The sequence below is a fragment of the Streptosporangium sp. NPDC053982 genome (assembly GCF_055585205.1).
Window position 1 is genome coordinate 241,089 of record NZ_JBVJKQ010000011.1, and the last position, 19,845, is coordinate 260,933.

At 67.7% G+C, this 19,845-nt stretch carries 14 protein-coding genes; 8 read left to right on the forward strand and 6 right to left on the reverse strand.

What is annotated here, in order from left to right:
- Window position 1: 1 nt before the first annotated feature.
- Window positions 2–1,228 carry a methyltransferase, FxLD system gene (fxlM, locus tag ACZ6W9_RS21765; RefSeq protein WP_470119295.1) on the reverse strand — a complete coding sequence of 409 codons (1,227 nt, stop codon included), beginning with the start codon at window positions 1,226–1,228 and terminating at the stop codon, window positions 2–4.
- 184 nt (window positions 1,229–1,412) lie between these two features.
- Between fxlM and ACZ6W9_RS21770 the strand changes: the two genes are divergently transcribed.
- The gene (locus ACZ6W9_RS21770) at window positions 1,413–2,588 is read left to right on the forward strand and encodes a helix-turn-helix domain-containing protein (RefSeq protein ID WP_470119297.1); all 1,176 of its coding nucleotides are present in this window, start codon (window positions 1,413–1,415) and stop codon (window positions 2,586–2,588) included.
- On the opposite strand, the gene ACZ6W9_RS21775 is transcribed toward ACZ6W9_RS21770, so the two are convergent.
- From ACZ6W9_RS21775 to ACZ6W9_RS21790, 4 genes are all read right to left on the reverse strand, one after another.
- Entirely contained in the window at window positions 2,565–3,410 is an 846-nt protein-coding gene (locus ACZ6W9_RS21775; protein WP_470119298.1) for an alpha/beta hydrolase, read from the reverse strand. The two genes, ACZ6W9_RS21770 and ACZ6W9_RS21775, sit on opposite strands and share 24 nt — an antisense overlap.
- Before the next feature lie 218 nt (window positions 3,411–3,628).
- Window positions 3,629–3,946 (reverse strand): hypothetical protein, encoded by a 318-nt coding sequence (locus ACZ6W9_RS21780; protein WP_470119300.1) that lies wholly within the window; start codon window positions 3,944–3,946, stop codon window positions 3,629–3,631.
- A 249-nt stretch (window positions 3,947–4,195) separates the two neighbouring features.
- The gene (locus tag ACZ6W9_RS21785; protein ID WP_470119302.1) at window positions 4,196–4,573 is read right to left on the reverse strand and encodes a hypothetical protein; all 378 of its coding nucleotides are present in this window, start codon (window positions 4,571–4,573) and stop codon (window positions 4,196–4,198) included.
- 123 nt (window positions 4,574–4,696) lie between these two features.
- Window positions 4,697–4,825 (reverse strand): hypothetical protein, encoded by a 129-nt coding sequence (locus ACZ6W9_RS21790; RefSeq protein ID WP_470119304.1) that lies wholly within the window; start codon window positions 4,823–4,825, stop codon window positions 4,697–4,699.
- A 456-nt stretch (window positions 4,826–5,281) separates the two neighbouring features.
- Between ACZ6W9_RS21790 and ACZ6W9_RS21795 the strand changes: the two genes are divergently transcribed.
- On the forward strand, window positions 5,282–6,862 hold the full coding sequence (locus ACZ6W9_RS21795) for a competence protein CoiA family protein (RefSeq protein ID WP_470119306.1): 1,581 nt from the start codon (window positions 5,282–5,284) through the stop codon (window positions 6,860–6,862).
- A gap of 79 nt (window positions 6,863–6,941) precedes the next feature.
- On the opposite strand, the gene ACZ6W9_RS21800 is transcribed toward ACZ6W9_RS21795, so the two are convergent.
- The gene (locus ACZ6W9_RS21800; protein ID WP_470119310.1) at window positions 6,942–8,126 is read right to left on the reverse strand and encodes a helix-turn-helix domain-containing protein; all 1,185 of its coding nucleotides are present in this window, start codon (window positions 8,124–8,126) and stop codon (window positions 6,942–6,944) included.
- A gap of 518 nt (window positions 8,127–8,644) precedes the next feature.
- On the opposite strand from ACZ6W9_RS21800, the gene ACZ6W9_RS21805 reads away from it, so the two are divergent.
- The 6 genes from ACZ6W9_RS21805 (at window position 8,645) to ACZ6W9_RS21830 (ending at window position 19,823) form a co-directional block, all read left to right on the forward strand.
- Window positions 8,645–11,098 carry a type I restriction-modification system subunit M gene (locus tag ACZ6W9_RS21805; protein WP_470119312.1) on the forward strand — a complete coding sequence of 818 codons (2,454 nt, stop codon included), beginning with the start codon at window positions 8,645–8,647 and terminating at the stop codon, window positions 11,096–11,098.
- Window positions 11,091–12,320 carry a restriction endonuclease subunit S gene (locus tag ACZ6W9_RS21810; protein ID WP_470119314.1) on the forward strand — a complete coding sequence of 410 codons (1,230 nt, stop codon included), beginning with the start codon at window positions 11,091–11,093 and terminating at the stop codon, window positions 12,318–12,320. The genes ACZ6W9_RS21805 and ACZ6W9_RS21810 overlap by 8 nt, the downstream gene beginning before the upstream one ends.
- Window positions 12,321–12,428: 108 nt before the next feature.
- Entirely contained in the window at window positions 12,429–15,605 is a 3,177-nt protein-coding gene (locus tag ACZ6W9_RS21815) for a type I restriction endonuclease subunit R (RefSeq protein ID WP_470119316.1), read from the forward strand.
- A gap of 19 nt (window positions 15,606–15,624) precedes the next feature.
- Window positions 15,625–16,374, forward strand: a complete 750-nt coding sequence (locus ACZ6W9_RS21820) for a M48 family metallopeptidase (protein ID WP_470119317.1) — start codon at window positions 15,625–15,627, stop codon at window positions 16,372–16,374.
- Window positions 16,371–18,257 (forward strand): N-6 DNA methylase, encoded by a 1,887-nt coding sequence (locus ACZ6W9_RS21825; protein ID WP_470119319.1) that lies wholly within the window; start codon window positions 16,371–16,373, stop codon window positions 18,255–18,257. Before ACZ6W9_RS21820 ends, ACZ6W9_RS21825 begins: the two co-directional genes overlap by 4 nt.
- A 36-nt stretch (window positions 18,258–18,293) precedes the next feature.
- The gene (locus ACZ6W9_RS21830; protein WP_470119320.1) at window positions 18,294–19,823 is read left to right on the forward strand and encodes a protein kinase domain-containing protein; all 1,530 of its coding nucleotides are present in this window, start codon (window positions 18,294–18,296) and stop codon (window positions 19,821–19,823) included.
- The last annotated feature ends 22 nt before the right edge of the window (window positions 19,824–19,845 follow it).

Sequence of the window (19,845 nt, forward strand, 5' to 3'; positions counted from 1 at the left end):
CTCAGTTCGCGGGCCAGGAGATCGTGACCAGACCATGGGTCTTGGTGAGGACGGCCGCGTCATCGGGGATCTGGGTGTGGTCGCTGCCGACGGGCCAGAAAGCGATCGTGGGCTCCGGACCGCGCCGGGCCTGCCGGTCCCACGCCTGGATCTGTTCGACCATCGCGGCCGCGGCCGCGTCGCCGTGCGCGCCGTAGGCGCGAGCGCCGAACTCGGCTCCAGCGCCCTCCAGGGCTGGGCGCACCGCCAGGTAGGCGAAGGAGTCCCCGCGCACGACTCCGTAGGGGAACCACGTGCCGCCTTCACCGGCCAGTTCGGTTCCCTCCTCCGCCGCGACCCGGCAGAAGCCGGGCAGGAAGCAGGCGAACCACAGGTGCAGGTCAGCGAACGAGACACGGTGCTTGATCGTGACGCCGGACCAGACCTCGGTGCGTCCGGTGGCCAGCACGCCGTCCAGCAGGTTCGCGTTCTCCGGTGCCCCGGAGTCGAACCGCAGATCGATGTGGCGGCCGTGGGCGTCGGGGAGCCGGAAGATCCGCTCGGCGTGCTCTCCGGCGCCTTGCATCGCGACGAACCCGCACACCTCGGCGGAAGTGCTCACCAAGTGGTCCGCCTCGCGGCGGAACGCGACGGACCGGGTGATGCCGTTCATCCGCAGCGGCACGACCAGCCGGCCAGTCGGGGTGAGTTGCTCCAGCCAGGCCGGTGGGATGTCCCACGCGCCGACCGTCACGATGATCGCGTCGAACGGTCCGCCGTCGGGCACCGGGTACTCGGCGTCAGCCGAAACGACCGTGACCCGGCTGCCGTATCCAGTGGCCTTCAGCGCCGCGTCGGCCCGGTCGGTCACTTCCGGGTCGATGTCCACGCTCACCACCCGGCCTTCCGGGCCGACGACCTCAGCAAGCAGCGCGGCGTTGTAGCCTCCCGAGCCGATCTCCAGCACGCTCATGCCCCGTCCGACTCCGGCCTGCTCGATCATGAGCGCCTGGAGGAACGGTGCGCTCACCGAGGAGATAAGCACCCCGTTCTCGTCCTTCTTGGTCACCACCGACTCGTCGGCGTTGTAGGCGACCTCCAGCGGCGTGCCGGCCGGGACGAACTCGTGCCGCGGCACCGCCCGGAACGCGGCCTCGACGAGAGCCGAGGTGATGTGTCCGGCGGCAACGAGCTCGTCGGCGAGCCTGCCGCGCAGCTCAGCGGCGTGGTCGACGGTCGCTTCTGTCACAGGTGATCCCTTCAGGTTGCGGAGTTGATCACTGGAGGGGGGAGATTACTCTCGCGGGTGGCCTGCGGCGGCGGGCCACGGGAGTAGCGTTGCCCGTACCGTCGGTCACGGGCCAGAGGTGGAGTGTCCGCAGAGGTGTCCGCGAAATCGCGGACAGCGGAGCGGGCTCGACAGGGAGCATCGCATGGGCATTGAGATGTTCGGTGAGGCGCTTCGGAGTCTTCGCCTACGTGCGGATATGTCTCTTCGGGAACTGGCCCACTTGGCTCACTGCAGCAAGACCCACGTAGCCGATCTCGAAAGCGGGCGACGCTCGCCGACCCCGTCCATCGCAACGGCGCTGGATGAGGCGCTTGGAGCGAAGGGCGAGCTCATGACCCTGGTTGATGGCAGGCGGCGTGCCGTCGTGTGGCCGGCCGCGAGTATGGACGCGCTGCCGCCTGCGGCGATCACGGTGGATCCTCGTCGTGGCATGGACGGGTCCATGGTGGAGGAACTGCGCAGGCAGCTTGAGGTGAGTAAGGCGGATGACGGAACCCTCGGCCCCACAGCGGCACTGCCGCGGGTGCAGACCGTGCTCGCGGCTGTGCAGCACGCCGTCCGCGAGGTACGGCCGCAGGTCCGGCGGCGGTTGCTGGCGGTGGGTGCCGAGAGCGCGGAATTCGTTGGCTGGCTGTACCGCGACCTGCGTGATCTTCCCACGGCGACGTACTGGTACGACCGGGCGATCGAATGGGCGCAGGAAGCCGGCGACGGGGCCATGCAGGGATATGTGCTGCTGCGCAAGTCCCAGCTCGCCTACGATCGGCGGGACGCCTTGAAAGTGCTGACCCTGGCCGACGCGGCACAGCACAGCAGCGCGCGACTCCCAGCCGGAATACGGGCTGAAGTGCTACAACAGCAGGCGTTAGGCCTGGCCATGATGGGGGAGCCGGTGCGCGAGGTCGAGACGAAGCTCGACGAAGCGCGCGGACTGCTGCCCGGCGTATCGGAAGAGCCGGGAGCACTCGGCAGCTCCTTCACGGAGCACATGCTGTCGCTGCGCAGTAGCGCGTGCTTCACGGAGGCGGGCAAACCTGCCAGGGCGGCCGGGATTCTTGAGTCGATCATCGCCGGCGGTGGCCTGTCGTATCGCGACGTCGGCTACTTCCAGGCCCGCCACGCGGCCGCGCTGGCGCTGATGGGCGAGCCGGATCAGGCGGCGATTCTGGGGCTGGCAGCGGCGCGCGTTGCCCGGGCCACTCGTTCGCAGCGGACGATCACGGTCTTGGGTGACGTGCTCCGGTCGGTGGACCGCTGGCAGCGTCGGCCGCAGGTGCGCGCCCTGCGGGACTTCCTAGCTGATCGTCCTGTCGCGTAGGCGACCGTCGCGCAGCCATTCGGCGACCGCCTGGATCACTGCCGCCTGCCACGCCTGACTTTGGGGGTTGTGATATCGCGGGTCGTCGTGAACCGCGAAGGTGTGTTGCGCGCCTTCGACCTCGACCAGGTCACAAGGTGCGGTGAACCGGGGTACGGCGGCGCGGGATGACTCGATCGGCACGAGGGTGTCCCTGGTGCCGTGCACGATGAGGGTCGGGGCCTTGATCGAGTCGAGGACGGTGTGCGGCTTGAGCCAGAAGACCTCGTTGAGAAGCGGCCGGCCATGCTTCAGGGTGGGGGTGAAGGTGATGGAGCCCTGCTCGGTGAGCCGGCGGGCGACGTCTTCGTCCAAATAGTCATCGTGCCAGTAGGGGCGGCTGTCGATGGTGCGCTTCTTGTAGTCGAGCTGAGGGTTGAGCAACACGAGGCGAGACACCTCATCGGGCCGGTGGGCGGCGTAGTAACCGCAGATTCCGCCACCGAAACTCGTGCCAAGCAGGCTGAGCCTGGTGGCCTCGGTGGTCTCACGGAGTCGCCGCAGCGCGGCACGGATGTCGTTGAGGATGGCCGAAAGGGTCAGCTCTTCTTGCCGCCCTTCGCTCTCGCCGTGACCGCGCAAGTCGAAGCGCAGGGACGCCAAGCCATGCTCGCTCATCCCCTGGGCCATCCGGGTGAAGAACCCGCTCTCGTGACGCGTTACGCCACCGCCGTGGACCAGGACGACGGCGTGGTCAGGTGGCGTGTCCGGTGTGACGAGAGTTCCGGCGAGCCGGAGGCCGTCGAGCGTGCGGAAGGTGATCTCATGCTCGGTTGAAGTCACCTACAGCAGCATAGGCACGCCCCTGAACCCGTGAAAGCGTTCACGACGGCCCCGGACAGAGCCGCAGCTCAGAGATACGAGCGGCAGTCACCGGTCCACGATGTGGACCCGTTGCGGGTTGGAGAGACGGCTCGGTGGCCGGACCGGCTGGTCGGTGCGACCGGAGGTGACGCGAGCGCGGTCTCATCAGGCGGCCGAATCCTGCCTGCCGCACGCGATCAGGGGGTCGGTGCCGGTTCGGCGTAGACCAGTTCGGCGATCCGGCGGGCGGCGTCGGTCAGGTCGGAGGCCAGGGCGCTCTCGACGGGTGTGCCGGGTTCGGGACTCCAGTAGACGACCTCGCCGTTGTAGCCGGTCCATACGGTCAGCGCCTCGCCGATCAGCAGGTGGGGCCGGCCGTTCTCCTGAATGAGCCTGGGAAAGATCTCGTGATCGGTGAGCCTGGCGCGCAACCGCTGGAGGGTGGCGGTGGCCAGTCCCCATCGGGTGATCTGCTGGAGCCGGTCGCTCGCGGGGGTGCCCGGTGTCGGGATCATGCTGGTGTGCTTCCTCTCGTGCGATGAGAGCGGATGAGGGAGATGAGCGGCCCCGGGGTCTTCCGGCGGGGGAACGCCGGTGATCGTCCCGGGGCCGCCTCCGGCGGGCGTCGGGCGGCCGGGCCATGTCGGGGGCGTGGGCCACGGCCGGTACAGAGCCCCGCCAGAGCTGTAAGTCGAGAGCCGACGACCGGACGGGGGCCGGACGAGTCGGACGGATGTTGAGCGGGGTGGACGGGGTCGTCCGGGTCAGGCGGGTGCGGCTCCGGCGGGCTTCGTGAGCTCGTCCAGATACTCGCGTTGACGGCGCAGGCCCGGGTTCCGGTCGAACAGCTCCGCCAGGAGACCGGCGGCACCGGCCGGGTCGGATGAGGGGTGGCGGACCGTGCCGCCGCCGTCGAACCAGCGGAACGCGTCCGGGATGCTCCAGACGAGCAGGCCCGGCGCGAGGCTCAGCGTGTAGTGGCCGCCGGCCGTCCTCATGACGTCACCGTCAGGCGTCCCCACGCCGTGGCCGTGCAGGGCCCGGCGAAGCTGCCGCATCGCGTCGGCGGAGGTGCCGGAGGCGTGCGGCGGTTCGGGGAGGCCGTGGAGGCCGCGCCGTTCATCCGTTCGGTAACGGGTCATGTACCGATGGTGATGTCACGGTAGGTGGATCACCAGGGACGCGATGTCCCGCCCGCTCACTCCCCCGCCGAAAGTGGAGGACGCCCTGTCCCACCCGCCTTGAGCCGGGCAGGGCGCGGGGGACTACCTGGTCAGGTCGAGGGAGCACACCAGCGACCGAACGGAGGGCGACGGGCGTATCTCCTGCTCCTGGATCTCGGCCACCAGGGAACGGGCGACGCCCTGGTGGCGGAACCACACCGATGACAGCACGTGCCCCCCATACGGCGCTGGCTGACCGCGCAGAACGAGCATGGGAACGGGCAACCGCGGCTGAACATGACGTGCGCCATGCGGGTGCCGGCTCCGGCGAGCCGGTCGGGCAAAAGGATGTCCTCGCGGGGAAGCAGTGGCGGGCTGGTAGTGGCAGCGTGTCCCTCTCTGCCTGAGCACTATGAGACATAGGGCGCATGCAGTGCCAGCCCAGGCCCTTGGAAGGCTTCATCGCCGAGACCAGCCTCGCGCTCTCAACCTGCAACCTTCAGCTTTCTTGCTCAACACGGACTCCAAGTGGTGCGGTACAGCAAGCATGAGGCTCCACACGGGGTGCAGCCGATGCGAAACAGCGGTGTGATCAAGTCTTCTGGAAAACGAGAGCGGCGATCTTTCGGCCTCTGTCCCGGCCTTGTAGTATTTCTGCACTGTCAGACCTCCTCTGGGCTGGTGTTGATGACGGACAAGCGCAAGGTCCAGACCGCAGTGCTCGGCTCGCCCGATTCACACGAACCCATCTTGATGCCCTTCGAACGGGCTGACGCGATCCTTCTTCGGCAGACCTACGGCACACGCCGTTTTTTCTGTGGCGAGTGGCTCGGCGGTTGCGGAAGAGAGCTCTACACCCGTATCGGATCTACGCGGGTTCCCCACTTCGCTCACCATCCTGAAGGTTCCGACGAACCCATCACCTGCAGACGCTCCAGTAATGACGAAGCGAGCGCAGATCACCTTTATATCCGGCGCGCGCTCGTGAAATGGCTGAGGCAGCACGATCATCAGGTAAAAGCAGTAGTCCTGGAGGGAACGGTGCCCCGCCAGGGCGGAACCTGCACGGGCATGACGATCGAAACCACCAAGGGCCTGCTGATCGCGGTCGCCCTCCGAGACGACCTGCGGAGGGATCCGCAGCATTACTGGCCGCAACGCGACCGTGAGCTTCGTCGGCGCCGCAAGAGAGTCGAGTGGCTGTTCGCCCCGCACCTCACCCTTGCCAGACAGATGATTAGAAAAACGGGTTACGCCTTCACTGTGAGCTGCCAGAATGAGGGAATTCATCGCACCGTTCAGGTCGGCCTCAAAGAAGGTGGAAAGATTCCGCTCTGGGCCGATCTGACCGACTGTAAGCTCGACGAGCAGGGGCACCTTTGGACTCCTTCTCTAGCAAAGATGCTTCACCAGAGAAACTCCCAGGGCGCCAACTCAATCGTGAAGTCTCCACCTCCGGCCGCAGAGGAAGATCCCCAAAAGGAGATCCCTGCCACAGGTTTTCCGCTGAGCGTTAACCTGCTAACAGTCCTACCCCGGATTCAGAGTGGCCAGATGATCGAGGCAAAAATATCCTGCCCTGTTGCCACTCTTCCAACCGAGGTTGTTCAGATGAGGTTTCCCGAAGTGGTGAGCGACTTGAAGGTCGGACGCCCCTATCAGATTGTGGGCCCGGCACTCGGCACCATTGAAAGCAACTCGAACGGGCGTGACATCACCTGGATGATCCATGCCCAGAATTTATCACCCCTATTTCATGACGAGCCCGAAGTCAAGATCATCAATAAAGCTCCCCAGAGTTCAGCCTGGAACAACGCAGTAGCCATAATCACAAGATTAAACAGAGCGAGAGCCTCCTCCGACAAGGAGGCATCAGCGCAACTGCGAGCGGAGCTGGAGAAGCTCATCCCCCACCTCACCCGCCGCCAAAAGACTCAAGTCATCAAGCAGATCAATAAAGAAAAGGAAGACAGCAAGCCAAAGACATATTCGGCACCAGTGAAGAAATCACAACGAACCAGCATCAGTCGAATAAGTCCTTCGAAGAAGGTGAATGCCACAGAGGTCCACAGGAACCAGGCAATAATCCTGTTCGATATGATCAGACGTGCCAATTCCCAGGGCAAGCGCCGCGAGGCCAAGGAGTTGTACGAGGCCCTGAAGCGCTTCCTAGACGGCCTTCCGGCCGATGAATACCGAGATCAGCTCAATCAGCTCGGGCGATACAAGAGACAGCTGTCCGGCAGCACCCAAAGCAGAAAGCGGTAAGGAAAGAGGGCCGAGATATGTTCACGCGCGGCTCTTGATGCCGCCGTAAGACCACCCGGCTTGAATGGCTTGTTCAGACCTACCGGGTCAGGTCGAGGGAGCGCACCAGTGACCGGACGGAGGGCGACGGGCGCGTCTCCTGTTCCCGGATCTCGGCCACCAGGGAACGCGCGACGCCCTGGTGGCGGAACCACACCGGCGACAGCGCGTGCGCCTCCTGGAGTCGCTCGACGGCCGCCTGCCGGTGCCGGGCATCCAGGTTCGCCTGGGCGACGTCGATGAGATGACGGCCGTAGGAGATGCCTGAAAGATCGCCGGGCCGGACGCGGTCAGCCGCGTTCAGCGCCTTGTCCGCCTCCTTCCGTACGGCGTAGGCGTGGGTGGCCTGCATCGCCACCGTTGCCGGGCCGAACGCGGTGTTGTAGATCGGTGTCCGCCGACCGAGCCGTTCGGCACCCGCGGAGGCCAGCGCGATGTAGTCCGCGACCTCCCGGCCGGCTGCTGCCGCCGGGGCCAGGGCGGTCATCAGCAAATTGCCCCACGCGGCCACATGAGCGGCCGGAGCGGAGAACGACGGCTCGATCCGGGCCGCCATACCGACGGCGAGTTCCTCGGCTTCCCTGGTTCGGCCCTGGTGCAGCAGCACCCATGAGTACGTGGCGTGCAGGGTCATCCACAGCAGCTCATCATCGCCGCCGTGCGCGACGGTGATGGCTCGCTCCGCGCCGATCGCCGCCAGGTCGTCACGCCCGAGATGCACCATCACACTGGCCGCCAGGTCATAGGCCATGGCCAGCGGATACACCGCCGCCGTGCCGTACGCCGCATGAGACAGCCGCGCCTCGGCGATCAGCCCGGGAAGCCGGGCGATCAGGGCGGGGAAGTCACCGGCCCAGTAGCGGCGGCAGGCGTCGTCCACCGCGGCCCGCACGTCCGCCACCGGCGTGGGCTCCCCGTCGTGGCCGTCGTCCGCCCCGGGCAGCAGGGACGCCGACAGCAGGGCGTCCCGCAGCTTCAGGACGCTGGCGCCGTCGCGTTCACCGCCCATGCGGTCGCGTTTGCCGGTCAGCGCCGACAGGTCCACGTCCAGCGCGTTCGCCAACCGCATCAGCGTGGTGAGCCGCGCCGACTCCCGGCGGCCCTGCTCCAGCTTCGCGACGATGTCCCTGCTGACCCCGGCCCGTTCGGCGAGCTCCTCCTGCGTCCAGGAGCGGTCGCCACGGATCTTCCTGAGCCGGTCTCCGATGGTGCAACCGTCGTCCATGGGCTCCGCCCCTCCCCAGTGATGTCGCAACTCCCAGGCTAAGCCGCGGACCCGCTCATTGACAGGCGTTCCCGGGTGGAAGCGCCTGCTCATCCCGGTGTCGTCGGGAGACGGCCGGACATTGACACTCCACGGCGCGGAAAGCCGTCCATCGCGATCCCGCCGATCAGGATGGCCTCACCGACGTGACGGCCTTGGCGAGCGATCGGCCCTTGACCGCACCACGCCGCGCCCCGGAAACAGCCGTCTCCGGCGAAGGATCCCGGCTCCGCGCCGCTCGGTCTGACCGGATGCCGGGATGAGGGCCGATATCGCAGGTCTCACGCCCAAGAAATTCTGCGTTAACTGTGAACTCTACACACAATACTTTGTGGTGGTATGGTCATAACGAATCCTTGGTGTTAGCATCACCGTCAACGGCTGGCGGCTTTGCCGTCGAGAAGGGGCGCATCCGTTGATAAGACGCGTGTGCCCCCGAGCCGGATGTCCCCCACATCAATACAGAAGGGCCACCCCCCGTGGCGAAGCTGACGTTGCCGCAGCTTGAGCGGCATCTGTTCGGAGCGGCCGACATCCTCCGCGGCAAAATGGACGCCTCGGAGTTCAAGGAGTACATCTTCGGGATGCTCTTCCTGAAGCGGGCGTCCGACCAGTTCGACGTGGTCCGCACCGAGCTCGTCAGGAAGTGGCTCGACCAGGGCAAGAGCCGGGAGGAAGCCGAGCGGATGGCCGCCGCGCCGGCCTTCTACCGGGGGGAGAGCTTCTACGTCCCCGAACAGTCGAGCTGGCGCTACATCAAGGACCACTCGCGCGAGAAGAACGTCGGGAACCTGCTCAACAAGGCGTTGGAGGGACTGGCGAACCACAACTCCACCGCCCTCGAAGGCGTGCTGGAGCACATCGACTTCATGCGCAAGGTCGGCCAGTCGACCATCTCCGACAAGCGGCTGCAGCAGCTCATCGACCACTTCAACCGGGTACGGCTGCGCAACGAGGACTTCGAGTTCCCCGACCTGCTCGGCGCGGCCTACGAATACCTGATCGCGCAGTTCGCCGACTCGGCCGGCAAGAAGGGCGGCGAGTTCTACACCCCGCGCGGCGTGGTCCGGATGATGGTCCGGCTGGTCAAGCCGGAGCCCGGCATGCGCGTCTACGACCCGTGCTCCGGTTCGGGCGGCATGCTCATCCACGCCAAGGAGTACATCGACGAGCACGGCCTCGACTCCCGCGACCTGACCCTGGCCGGGCAGGAGGCGGCGGGCACCACCTGGGCCGTCTCCAAGATGAACATGATCCTGCACGGCGTGCTCAACGCCGACCTGGCGAACGAGGACACCCTCGCCGACCCCCGGCACCTGGAGGGCGGTGAGCTGTCCCGCTTCGAGCGGGTGCTCACCAACCCGCCCTTCTCGCTGAACTACTCGGCCGCCGACATGAAGCACAAGGATCGCTTCGAGTACGGCTACGCGCCGGAGACCGGCAAGAAGGCCGACCTCATGTTCGCCCAGCACGTGCTCGCCGTCCTCACCCCCGACGGCGTCGGCGCCACGGTCATGCCGCACGGCGTGCTCTTCCGCGGCGGCAAGGAGCGGGACATCCGCGAGGGCATCATCGAGGACGACCGCCTGGAGGCGGTGATCGGCCTGGCGCCCAACCTCTTCTACGGCACCGGCATCCCGGCCTGTGTGCTCATCCTGCGCGGCACCGACCCCCGGCCCGTCGAGCGGCGCCGCAAGGTGCTGTTCATCAACGCCGACCGCGAGTTCACCGCCGGGCGCGCGCAGAACTTCCTCGACCCGCAGCACGCCGAGAAGATCGTCGCGGCGTACGACGAGTATCGCGACATCCCCAGCTTCGCCCGCGTCGTGGACGTCGAGGAGCTGAAGGCCAACGACTTCAACCTCAACATCCGCCGCTACGTCGACAACACTCCGCCGCCCGAGCCGCAGGACGTCCGCGCCCACCTGCACGGCGGTGTCCCCAAGGCCGAGGTCGCGGCCAAGGCCCACCTGTTCAAGGCGTTCGGCGTCGATCCCGCCGCGCTGTTCGCCGAGCGCGACGCCGACTACTACGACTTCCTGCCCGAGGGGTGGGAGGCGACCGCCCAGCGCCTCCCGGGCCTCGCGGCCCCCGCCGAGGAGCGGCTGCGGGCGGCGTTCGCCGAGTGGTGGACCCGGCACAGCAAGCGGCTGGTCGAGCTGCCCGACACCCGCAAGGTCATGGAGACCAGGGCCGAGCTGCTCGACTCCTTCGTCGCCGAGCTGCTGTCGTTGGGGGTGCTCGACCGGTTCGAGCTGGCCGGCATCGTCGCTGCCTGGTGGGGCGAGGCGCAGTACGACATCAAGACCCTCGGGCTCAACGGCTTCGAGGGTGTGGTCGAGGGCTGGCTGACCACGATCGAATCGGCGTTCAAGCTGGACGAGGAGGACGTCGAATACTGGGACAAGCAAAAGGTCGCCGCAGAGAAACGCAAGGCCCGCGACCACCGGGTCGTGCCCGCGCTGATCCCCGACTACCTCGCCGAGCTGGAGGAGGCGGAGGCGGCGTACGCCGAGCTGAACGCCCGATATAAAACGGCCACCGCCAAGCCCTCGGAGGAGGACGAGGAGGCCGACGAGCCCGACGAGTCGGCCGAGGACCGGCTCTCCGAGGCCGAGCTGAAGGACCTGAAGTCGCGTACGACCGCCGCCCGCAAGAAGGTCAGCGCCCTAGAGGATCACTTCCTGCCCCGGCTCCGGATGGCCGTCGGCGCCCTCGACGCCGATGCCCGCCGCGACCTGGTGCTCGACGTCCTGCGGTCCCAGCTCACGTCTCGTTTGGAGTCCCGTACGGCGGCGGCCCGGCGGCTGGCTGAGGGGGCGTTCCGGATGTGGGCGGACAAGTACGCGGTGACCTTACGGGACCTGGAGGCCCAGCGCGAGGCGGCTGCGGCGCGGCTGGAGAGCTATCTGAAGGAGCTGGGTTATGCGTGACCTTCCTAATGATTGGAGGCCGGTTCGCCTCCAGGATGCGGGCACCTGGCTGTCCGGTGGAACACCATCTACGGATGAGCCGCGGTTTTGGGGCGGAGACATCCCCTGGATCAGTGCCGCCAGCATGAAGGAATTTCGTATCCGCAACTCCGACCGGAGGCTTACCAAGAGCGGGTCATCTGCCGGGACACGGCTCGTAGAGAAAGGCTCGGTTCTCTTCGTGGTCCGGGGCATGAGCCTGAAAAAGGAGTTCCGAGTCGGTGTAGCACAAAGAGAACTCGCCTTCGGGCAAGACTGCAAGGCTATTGTTCCTCGCTATGACATTGACGGAACTTTCCTTGCGCTCGCACTCCAAGTGCGAACCGGCGGGATTCTGAGGATGGTTGACGAGGCCGGACATGGGACCGGACGCCTACCTACAGACATGATCTCAAGACTTACAATCAACATTCCATCTTTGCCGGAGCAGCAGCGAATCACGGAAGTAGTTAAAACTCTCGAAACTCAAATCGTGATTCAGCAACATATTCTTAAAAAGCTTAGAACCGTTATATCCGCAATGATGGACGACCAACTCACTCGAATCGTTGACGAATCCAACTCCTTCCTTAGCCTCTCAAGGCTGGCCAATGTAACCAGTGGCGTGACCTTAGGGGCGGAGACAGGTGGATCAATCGAAATCCCCTATTTGCGCGTAGCGAATGTCCAAGACGATTACATCGATACATCCGATATGAAGAGCATTCGGGTCAGTCGCGCAGACGTGAACCGCTACCTACTCGAAGCAGGGGACGTTCTTTTGACCGAGGGAGGCGACCTGGACAAGCTCGGACGCGGTTCAGTATGGGACGCCAGGATCGATCCATGCATCTGCCAGAATCACATATTCCGTGTTCGCTGCGACAGGAACCTCCTGCTGCCCGAATACCTCGCAGCGTATTGCTCCTCGCGTTACGGAAAGAGCTACTTCCTCAGCATTGCGAAGCAGACAACGAACCTGGCCAGCATAAACTCGACTCAGCTGAAGAACATGCCTATCCCACTTCTACCCCTTGAAAGCCAGAGGCGTCTCATGGAAACGGCCGAGTCAGGAAAGGGCCGTCTTGCCGATGAATCTGCCCGCCTACGGCGCTTGGAGCTGTTCAAGCAGGGCCTCATGAAGGACCTGCTCACCGGGCGAGTCCGCGTTTCCGAGGCGGAAGCCGTACTGGAAAGTCTTTGACCCCGCAGCCGGGGCCGGCAGGCACGAAGCCCGCCCGGCCCGGTGCGGCGGTGGTGGTGTGTTCGGGGGGTTGACGATGTCCGATCGTTTGCCGAGGGGAGTCGGACAGTGGCCGACTACGAGTACGAGCTTGTCGAACGCCCGCTGATCGAGCAGCTCAAGGGCATGGGGTGGAAGCACGTGGCCGGCGCCAAGGATGGCGCGATCATCCCCCGCATCCCGCGGGACTCGCTGCGCGGCTCCTTCAACGACGTGGTCCTTGAGGACCTGGTGCGGGACGCGCTGTTCAAGATCAACCTTGACGACCAGGGCGCGCCGTGGCTCGACGACACCCGGATCAGCCAGGCGTACAACGCGCTGACCCGGGTGCCCGCCACCGACCTCCAGGAGGCCAACAAGCACGTCACCGAGCTGCTGGTCAAGGGCATCGAGGTGGAGGGGCCGGACGGCGGCCGGGCCCGGCCGGTCCACTTCATCGACTGGAAGAACCCGGCGAACAACGAGTTCACCGTGATCAACCAGTTCCGGGTGGACGTCCCCGGCACGAGCGGGAGCAAACAGATCATCCCCGACCTGGTGCTCTTCGTGAACGGCGTCCCGCTGGTGGTCGTCGAGTGCAAGACGCCGACGCAGAGCGACCTCCGCCCCGCGGTGAACCAGATCCACCGCTACCGCGACGGCCAGACCGGGAACCCGAAGCTCTTCCAGCCGGTCCAGCTGACGGTGGTGACCAGCGGCGAGGACGCCCGGCTGGGCACGCTCACCGCCGAGCTCGAACACTACGTGCCCTGGCGCGACCCCTACCCGCTCACCCGGGAGGCGCTGGCCGTACGGCTGGGCAAGACCGAGGAGCAGCTCAGCAGGCAGGAGGTCCTGGCCGCCGGCGTGCTCGACCCGGTGAACCTGCTGAACATCGTGCACAACTACGTCACCTTCATGACCCTCGACAACGGCGTGACGGTCAAGGCGGCGCCGCGGTACCAGCAGTTCCGCGCGGTGGAGCGGACCGTCCACCGGCTGCTGACCGGCAAGCCGGGGCAGCGCGGCGGCATCGTCTGGCACACCCAGGGCTCCGGCAAGAGCCTCACAATGACGTTCCTGGTCCGCCGGCTGCGCTCGGCCGACGGGCTGGCTCACTACAAGGTCGTGGTCGTCACCGACCGGACCCAGCTCCAGGACCAGCTCGGCGAGACCATGGGGCTGAGCGGTGAGACGGTGCGGATCGCCAAGACGGGCGCCCGCGCCAGGACGCTGCTCGGCGAGAGCGGTCCGGGCGTGGTCTTCGTGATGATTCAGAAGAACCAGGACGGCACCCCCGCCAACCGCCTGGACCTGGGTGAGGTCAACGCCGACGAGTCGATCGTGGTGCTGATCGACGAGGTGCACCGCTCGCACACCGCCTCCCTCGGCGCGAACCTCCGCCAGGCGCTGCCCAACGCCGCCCGGATCGGCTTCACCGGCACGCCGATCATGACGAAGAAGGGGCGGCGCAAGACCAGCCAGGAGCTGTTCGGCTCGTTCATCGACACCTACCGGCTCCGCGAGGCCGAGGAGGACGGCGTGATCGTGCCGATCCTCTACGAGGGCTTCAAGGTCAAGGGCGCGCTCCGGGATGGCCAGGACCTGGACGAGCTGTTCGAGGAGGAGTTCGAGGACCTGACCGAGGAGGAGCGGCAGCAGCTCCAGCAGCGCTGGGCCACCAAGGGGACCGTCTCGACCGCGCAGCGGCTCGTCGATGTGAAGGCCAAGCACATGCTCCGCCACTACGTGGACAAGGTGCTGCCGGAGGGGTTCAAGGCCCAGGTGGTCGCGCACGACCGGGAGACCACGCTGCGCTACCGGGAGGCGCTGCTCGCCGCCCGCGACGAGCTGGTCAGGGACGTGCTGGACCTCTCGCCCAAGGTGCTGAGCCGTTCCCCGGAGGAGCTCCGGCCGCGCCAGGCCCAGCTCGTCCGGGCGCACCGGCAGCTCGACCTGCTCCGGCGGATCGACTTCGTGCCGATCATCTCCAAGGGTGACGCGGACGGCGAGGAGCGCTTCGCCGAGTGGACCGACGAGGCCAAGCAGAAGACCAGGATCGACGGCTTCACCCGGCCCTTCGGGGAGAACGACATCGCCTTCGTGATCGTCAAGTCGATGCTGCTGACCGGCTTCGACGCGCCCATCGAGCAGGTGATGTACCTCGACCGCAAGATGGAGATGCACGACCTGCTCCAGGCGGTGGCCCGGGTCAACCGGGCCGCGGACAAAAAGCATCACGGCTACGTGGTCGACTACCGCGGGGTGGCGCAGAGCCTCGTGGAGGCGTTGCGCGTCTACGCCGACGAGGACTTCGACGCGCAAGAAGGCGAGGACGTCTCGGGGGCGCTGCGCGACCTGCGGACCGAGATCGCCAAGCTGGAGCCGCGGGCGCGGCGGCTCCGGATGATGTTCCGCGATCCGTCCGACGTGGAGGGGTGCGTGCTGGAGCTGTCCGACGCCCGGCTGCGCGACGAGTTCGATGCCGGACTGACCCTGTTCGCCCGTACGGTCAACACGGTGCTGCCCGACCCGGCGGCCAAGCCGTACCTGCCGGACCTCAAGCGGTTCATGGTGATCAAGCTGACCGCGAACCGGCGCTACCGGGTGGACGGCGGCGAATTCGACCCCGGGGCGTACGGCAAGAAGATCAAGTCGCTGATCGACGAGCACGTCACCTCGCTCGGCATCGAGCAGCAGCTTCCCCCGATCGCGCTGACCGCCGCGAACTTCGCGGCCAGGGTCGAGGCGATGACCGGCGGCACGCGGGCCAAGGCGTCGGAGATGGAGAACGCCATCCGGCACCACATCGATGTGCACCGCGGCCAGGATCCGAACCACTACCAGCTGCTCAGCGAGCGGCTGGAACAGATCCTGGTGGAGCTCAAAGACGACTGGGAGCAGCAGCTGCTCGCGCTCAGGAGCCTGATGGCCGACATCGTGGAGAACCGGCGGGACAACCCGCACGACCTCAGCCCCGCTGAGAACGCCCTGTACGGACTGTTGCTGAGCGAGCTGGCCACCTCCGCCGACGACGCCGAGGACCCGCGGTTCGTGGAAGCCACCCGGGAGATCCGCCAGGTGGCGTCGAGGACCGTCCACCGCCGCGACTTCTGGAAGAAGAGACCGGACATCGAGGATTTCCGGAAGGAGATTCTTGAGATTCTGGTCATCCGGAATCTGGGGGACTTCTCCCTGCTGGACCAGGTGGCCGACAAGGCGTGCGACGTGATCAGACAGAACCAGGCGGACATCCCCAGGGTCTGATGCTGGCATGCTGGTGACCGTGAGTGATTTTCCCGGAGTCCTGCGGGTCGGCGACCTGGAGGTCGCCGTCTCGGTGAGCGACCGCCGTAAGCACGTGCGGCTCACCGTGGAACGGGACGCCTCGGTCACCGCCGTCGTCCCCCCGCAGGTCTCCCGGGACGAGCTCACCAAGCTCGTCGAGGCGAAACGGTCCTGGCTGTACGGCAAGCTCGCCGAGAAGCGGGATCTCGGCGAGGTGCCGCCGGACAAGGAGTTCGTCTCGGGCGAGGGGTTCCTCTACCTCGGGCGCTCCTACCGGCTGCGCCTCGTCGACCCAGATAAGGCGGCGGGCGGGGCGCGAGGCGAAACGAGCGGGGCGCGCGGCGAGGTGCGGCTGGTCCGCGGCCGACTGGAGCTGCCCCGGGGCGGCGGCGCGAAGGAGCTGGTCGGCTGGTACCGCCGGGTCGGCGTGCGCTGGCTGTCCAAGCGGATCGAGCCCTGGGCGGCGCGGATGGGGGTGGAGCCGGCCGGGTTGCGGGTGCGCCCGCTCGGCTACCGGTGGGGTTCGTGCTCACCAGACGGCCACGTCAACATCCACTGGGCGACCATGCAGCTCCCGCCCACTTTGATTGACTATGTGCTGGTGCACGAGCTCGCGCATCTCCAGCGCGCCGACCACGGCGCCGAGTTCTGGCGGATCGTCGGACGGGTGCTGCCCGGTCACGAGGACCACCGTGACCGGCTCCGCCGTACCGGTAACGATCTCTGGCTGCCCGAGGAAGGGCGATGATGCACGACGACGTCACGGTCAACGCCGCCGACATCGCCCGGCTCGCCGACGTCGGCCGGGCCGCGGTCAGCAACTGGCGCAAGCGGTTCGACGACTTCCCCCGCCCGGTGGGCGGCACCGCGTCGAGTCCGGCGTTCTCGCTGGCCGAGGTGGAGGACTGGCTGCGCCGCCACGACCGCTACGTCGAGGTGGCGCCGATCGAGCGGCTCTGGCAGCGGCTGAGAGCCGCCACCGACGACCTGCGGCTCGGTGACGCGGTCGGGTTCGCCGGAGCCGTGCTCCTTCTTCTCCGGCAGGAGCCTGACATCGACGACAGGGCGCTGTTCAAGCGGCTGTCCCCCGAGATCCCCGACGGCCTGGACGTCACCGCGGACCTTGTCGGGGCGATCGCCGAGGTGGGCCGGTCCGAGGGGGCCGTCGCGGCGTTCGACGGCGTCTGCGAGCGTTACGTGGCCGTGCACTCCCGCCGGCTGGTGACCACCCCTCCGGACGTCGCCAGGCTCATGGCGCGCATCGGCGGCACGGCCGGACGCGTCGTGCTCGACCCCGCGTGCGGGATCGGGACGCTCCTCCTCGAATCCGGCGGAGCGCGGACGCTCGGCCAGGAACTGAACGAGAGCGCCGCCCGCCTGGCCGACACCCGGCTGCGGTTGCACGGCCTTGACTCCCGCGTCGAGACGGGCGACTCGCTGCGCGCGGACGCCTTCGGTGGAGAGCTCGTCGACGTGGTCGTCTGCAACCCGCCGTTCAACGAACGCGGCTGGGGTTACGAGGAGCTGGCCAACGACCCACGCTGGGAGTACGGCCTCCCGCCCCGTGGCGAGTCGGAGCTGGCCTGGGCGCAGCACTGCCTGACGCACGTCCGGCCGGGTGGCCTGGTGGTCATCATGATGCCGGGCGTCGCCGCGAGCCGCCGGTCCGGCCGCCGGGTCCGGAGCAACCTGCTCCGCGCCGGAGCGCTCCGGGCGATCATCACGCTCTCCGTGGGCGCCACCCCGGCCTCCAGCGGAGCTCCGGACCTGTGGGTGCTGCGCAGGCCCGAGGCCGGTGCGCGGCCGCCGTCCGAGGTGCTGATGGTGCACGCCGGGGAGGACCTCGCCCTGGCCGAGGCGGCGTGGCGGGCGTTCCGCGACGGTGGGAAGCTGCCCGAGGGCAGCGACGCCGTACGGATCATCGACCTGCTGGACGAGGAGGTCGATCTGACGGCCAGCCGGCTGGTCCCGGACCTCGGCCAGCCGGACCCGTCGAGCTTCACCGCGCTGCACGAGAAGGTGACCGCCCTGGCCGCGTCTCTGCCCTCCCTGCTGCCGCGCCTGTCCGCGGCCCGGGGCCGGGAGACGGCGATGTCCAGCGTCGGGGAGCTCGCCCGCGCGGGTGTCGTCACGATCCTCCAGGGGCCGCTGAGACTCCCGGAGGACGGCGACCTGCCCGTCCTCACCGCCAAGGACCTCATGCTCGGCCGCGAGCCCACGGGCCGCAGCGCCGACGCGCCCGGCCTGGCGCGGGTGGAACGCGACGACGTCGTCGCGCCGCTGGTCCCGGGCAGCGGCTCGATCCCGCGGGTCATGACCGAGGCCGGGGCCGTCCTCGGCCCGCAGCTCCTGCTCATCCGCACCGATCCCGACCGCCTGGACCCCCATTTCCTGGCCGGCTGCCTGCGCGCCGCCGCCGGCTCCAGTGTCCGGCTCGGCTCCTCGATGCGGCTCGACCCCCGCCGCGCGCAGCTGCCCAGGCTCCCGATCGACGAGCAACGCCGGTACGGCGCGGCCTTCCGGCAGCTCCTCGCCTACGAGGACGCCACCCGGAGGCTCCGTGAGATCAGCGATAATCTTGTGGCGGCCGGCATCGACGGTCTCTTCGACGGGAGCCTGTCTCCCGAGTGATCCCCCCTGATTCCCCTGATCCTCGCGGAGGCGTGGGTGACCCTCATCCTCGACCGTTACCGGCTCGACCCCGTTCACCTGGGCAAGGGCGGCATGGGGGTGGTCTGGGGCGCCTTGGACGAGAAGCTCGGCCGGCGGGTGGCCGTCAAGTTCATCCTGTTCCCCGGCGGGGTGCGCGACCCGGAGGTGGAGGCCCGGTTCACCCACGAGGCGAAGATCATGTCTCGGCTCGCCCACCCCGGCGCGCCGGTGCTGCACGACTTCGACCGTCACCGGGACCCGCTGCTGGGTGACCGGCTGTTCATGGTGATGCAGTTCATCGACGGGACAGGGCTCGACGACGTCGTCGCCGAGCACGCCCCGCTCCCGCTGGGGTGGGTGGCGTCCGTCGGCGCCCAGGTGGCGTCGGTCCTCACGGCGGCGCACGGCCTCGGCATCCTGCACCGCGACCTGAAGCCGTCCAACCTCATGCTGTGCCGGGACGGCTCCATCCGGGTGGTGGACTTCGGCCTGGCCCTGATGGACGACCCCGGGCTGACCAAGCTGACCAGGACCGGCCAGCAGCTCGGCACCGCGGCCTACATGTCGCCCGAGCAGGTCCGCACCGAGCCGCCCACCGAGCGGAGCGACATCTACTCACTGGGCGCGGTGCTGCACGAGCTGCTCACCGGACGGCAGCTGTTCACCGGCCCTTCCGAGTACAGCGTGATGGACCAGCACGTCAACACCCGCCCCACCGCGGCCGGGCGGCTCCGGCCGGACGTGCCGAGGGAACTGGACGAGCTCGTCCTGGCGATGGTGGAGAAGCGGCCGGAGGACCGCCCGGCGACGGCGGCCGAGGTGCATGAGCGGCTCATGCCGTACCTCGCGGGAACCGGTCCGCTCGGCGACATGACCGACCCCGGCTCCAGCCCGGTCCGGATGTACTCGCACGCGGTCAGCCGTACCCTCACCGCCGGAGCGCGGCCCGCGGTCCCCGCCATGGTGGACGACGCACCGGCGGACGACTTCAGCCGCGCCGACATCGGGCGGGCCCGCGGCCAGGCGATGTCGCTGGTCAGGCAGTCGCGTCACGGTGACGCGGTGGACCTGCTCGCCAGGGCGGCCGAGGCGGCGAGCCGGCGGCTCGGCGCCACCGATCCGGAGGTGCTCAAGCTCCGCGGGCACCTCGCGAACGCCCTGTTCACCGCCAAGGAGCACCGCCGCGCGGCCCAGGAATTCCAGCGGCTCGCCGACGACCTGCTCCTGCTGCCCGAGATCGACCACGAATGGGTGTCCCAGTGCAGGCTGCAGGAGGCCACCTGCCACTTCCACGCCGGTGACCCCCGGCTCGCGCTGCACATCATGCGTGAGCTGCTGGCCGACGAGACGAGCCGCTTCCCCGAGGACGACGCCCGACTCCTGGAGCTGCGCCGCCAGATCGGCGAGCTGGAGGCCGAACTCGGGGACGTGGACCAGGCCCGGGTGACGCTGACCAGCCTGTGCGAGGGCCTCACCCGGCTCTACGGCCCCGACCACGGCGCCACCGTCCGCGTCCTCGACCTCCTGGCGAGCCTGAACGGCTGAGCTTCCATGTTTCCGTGAGCAG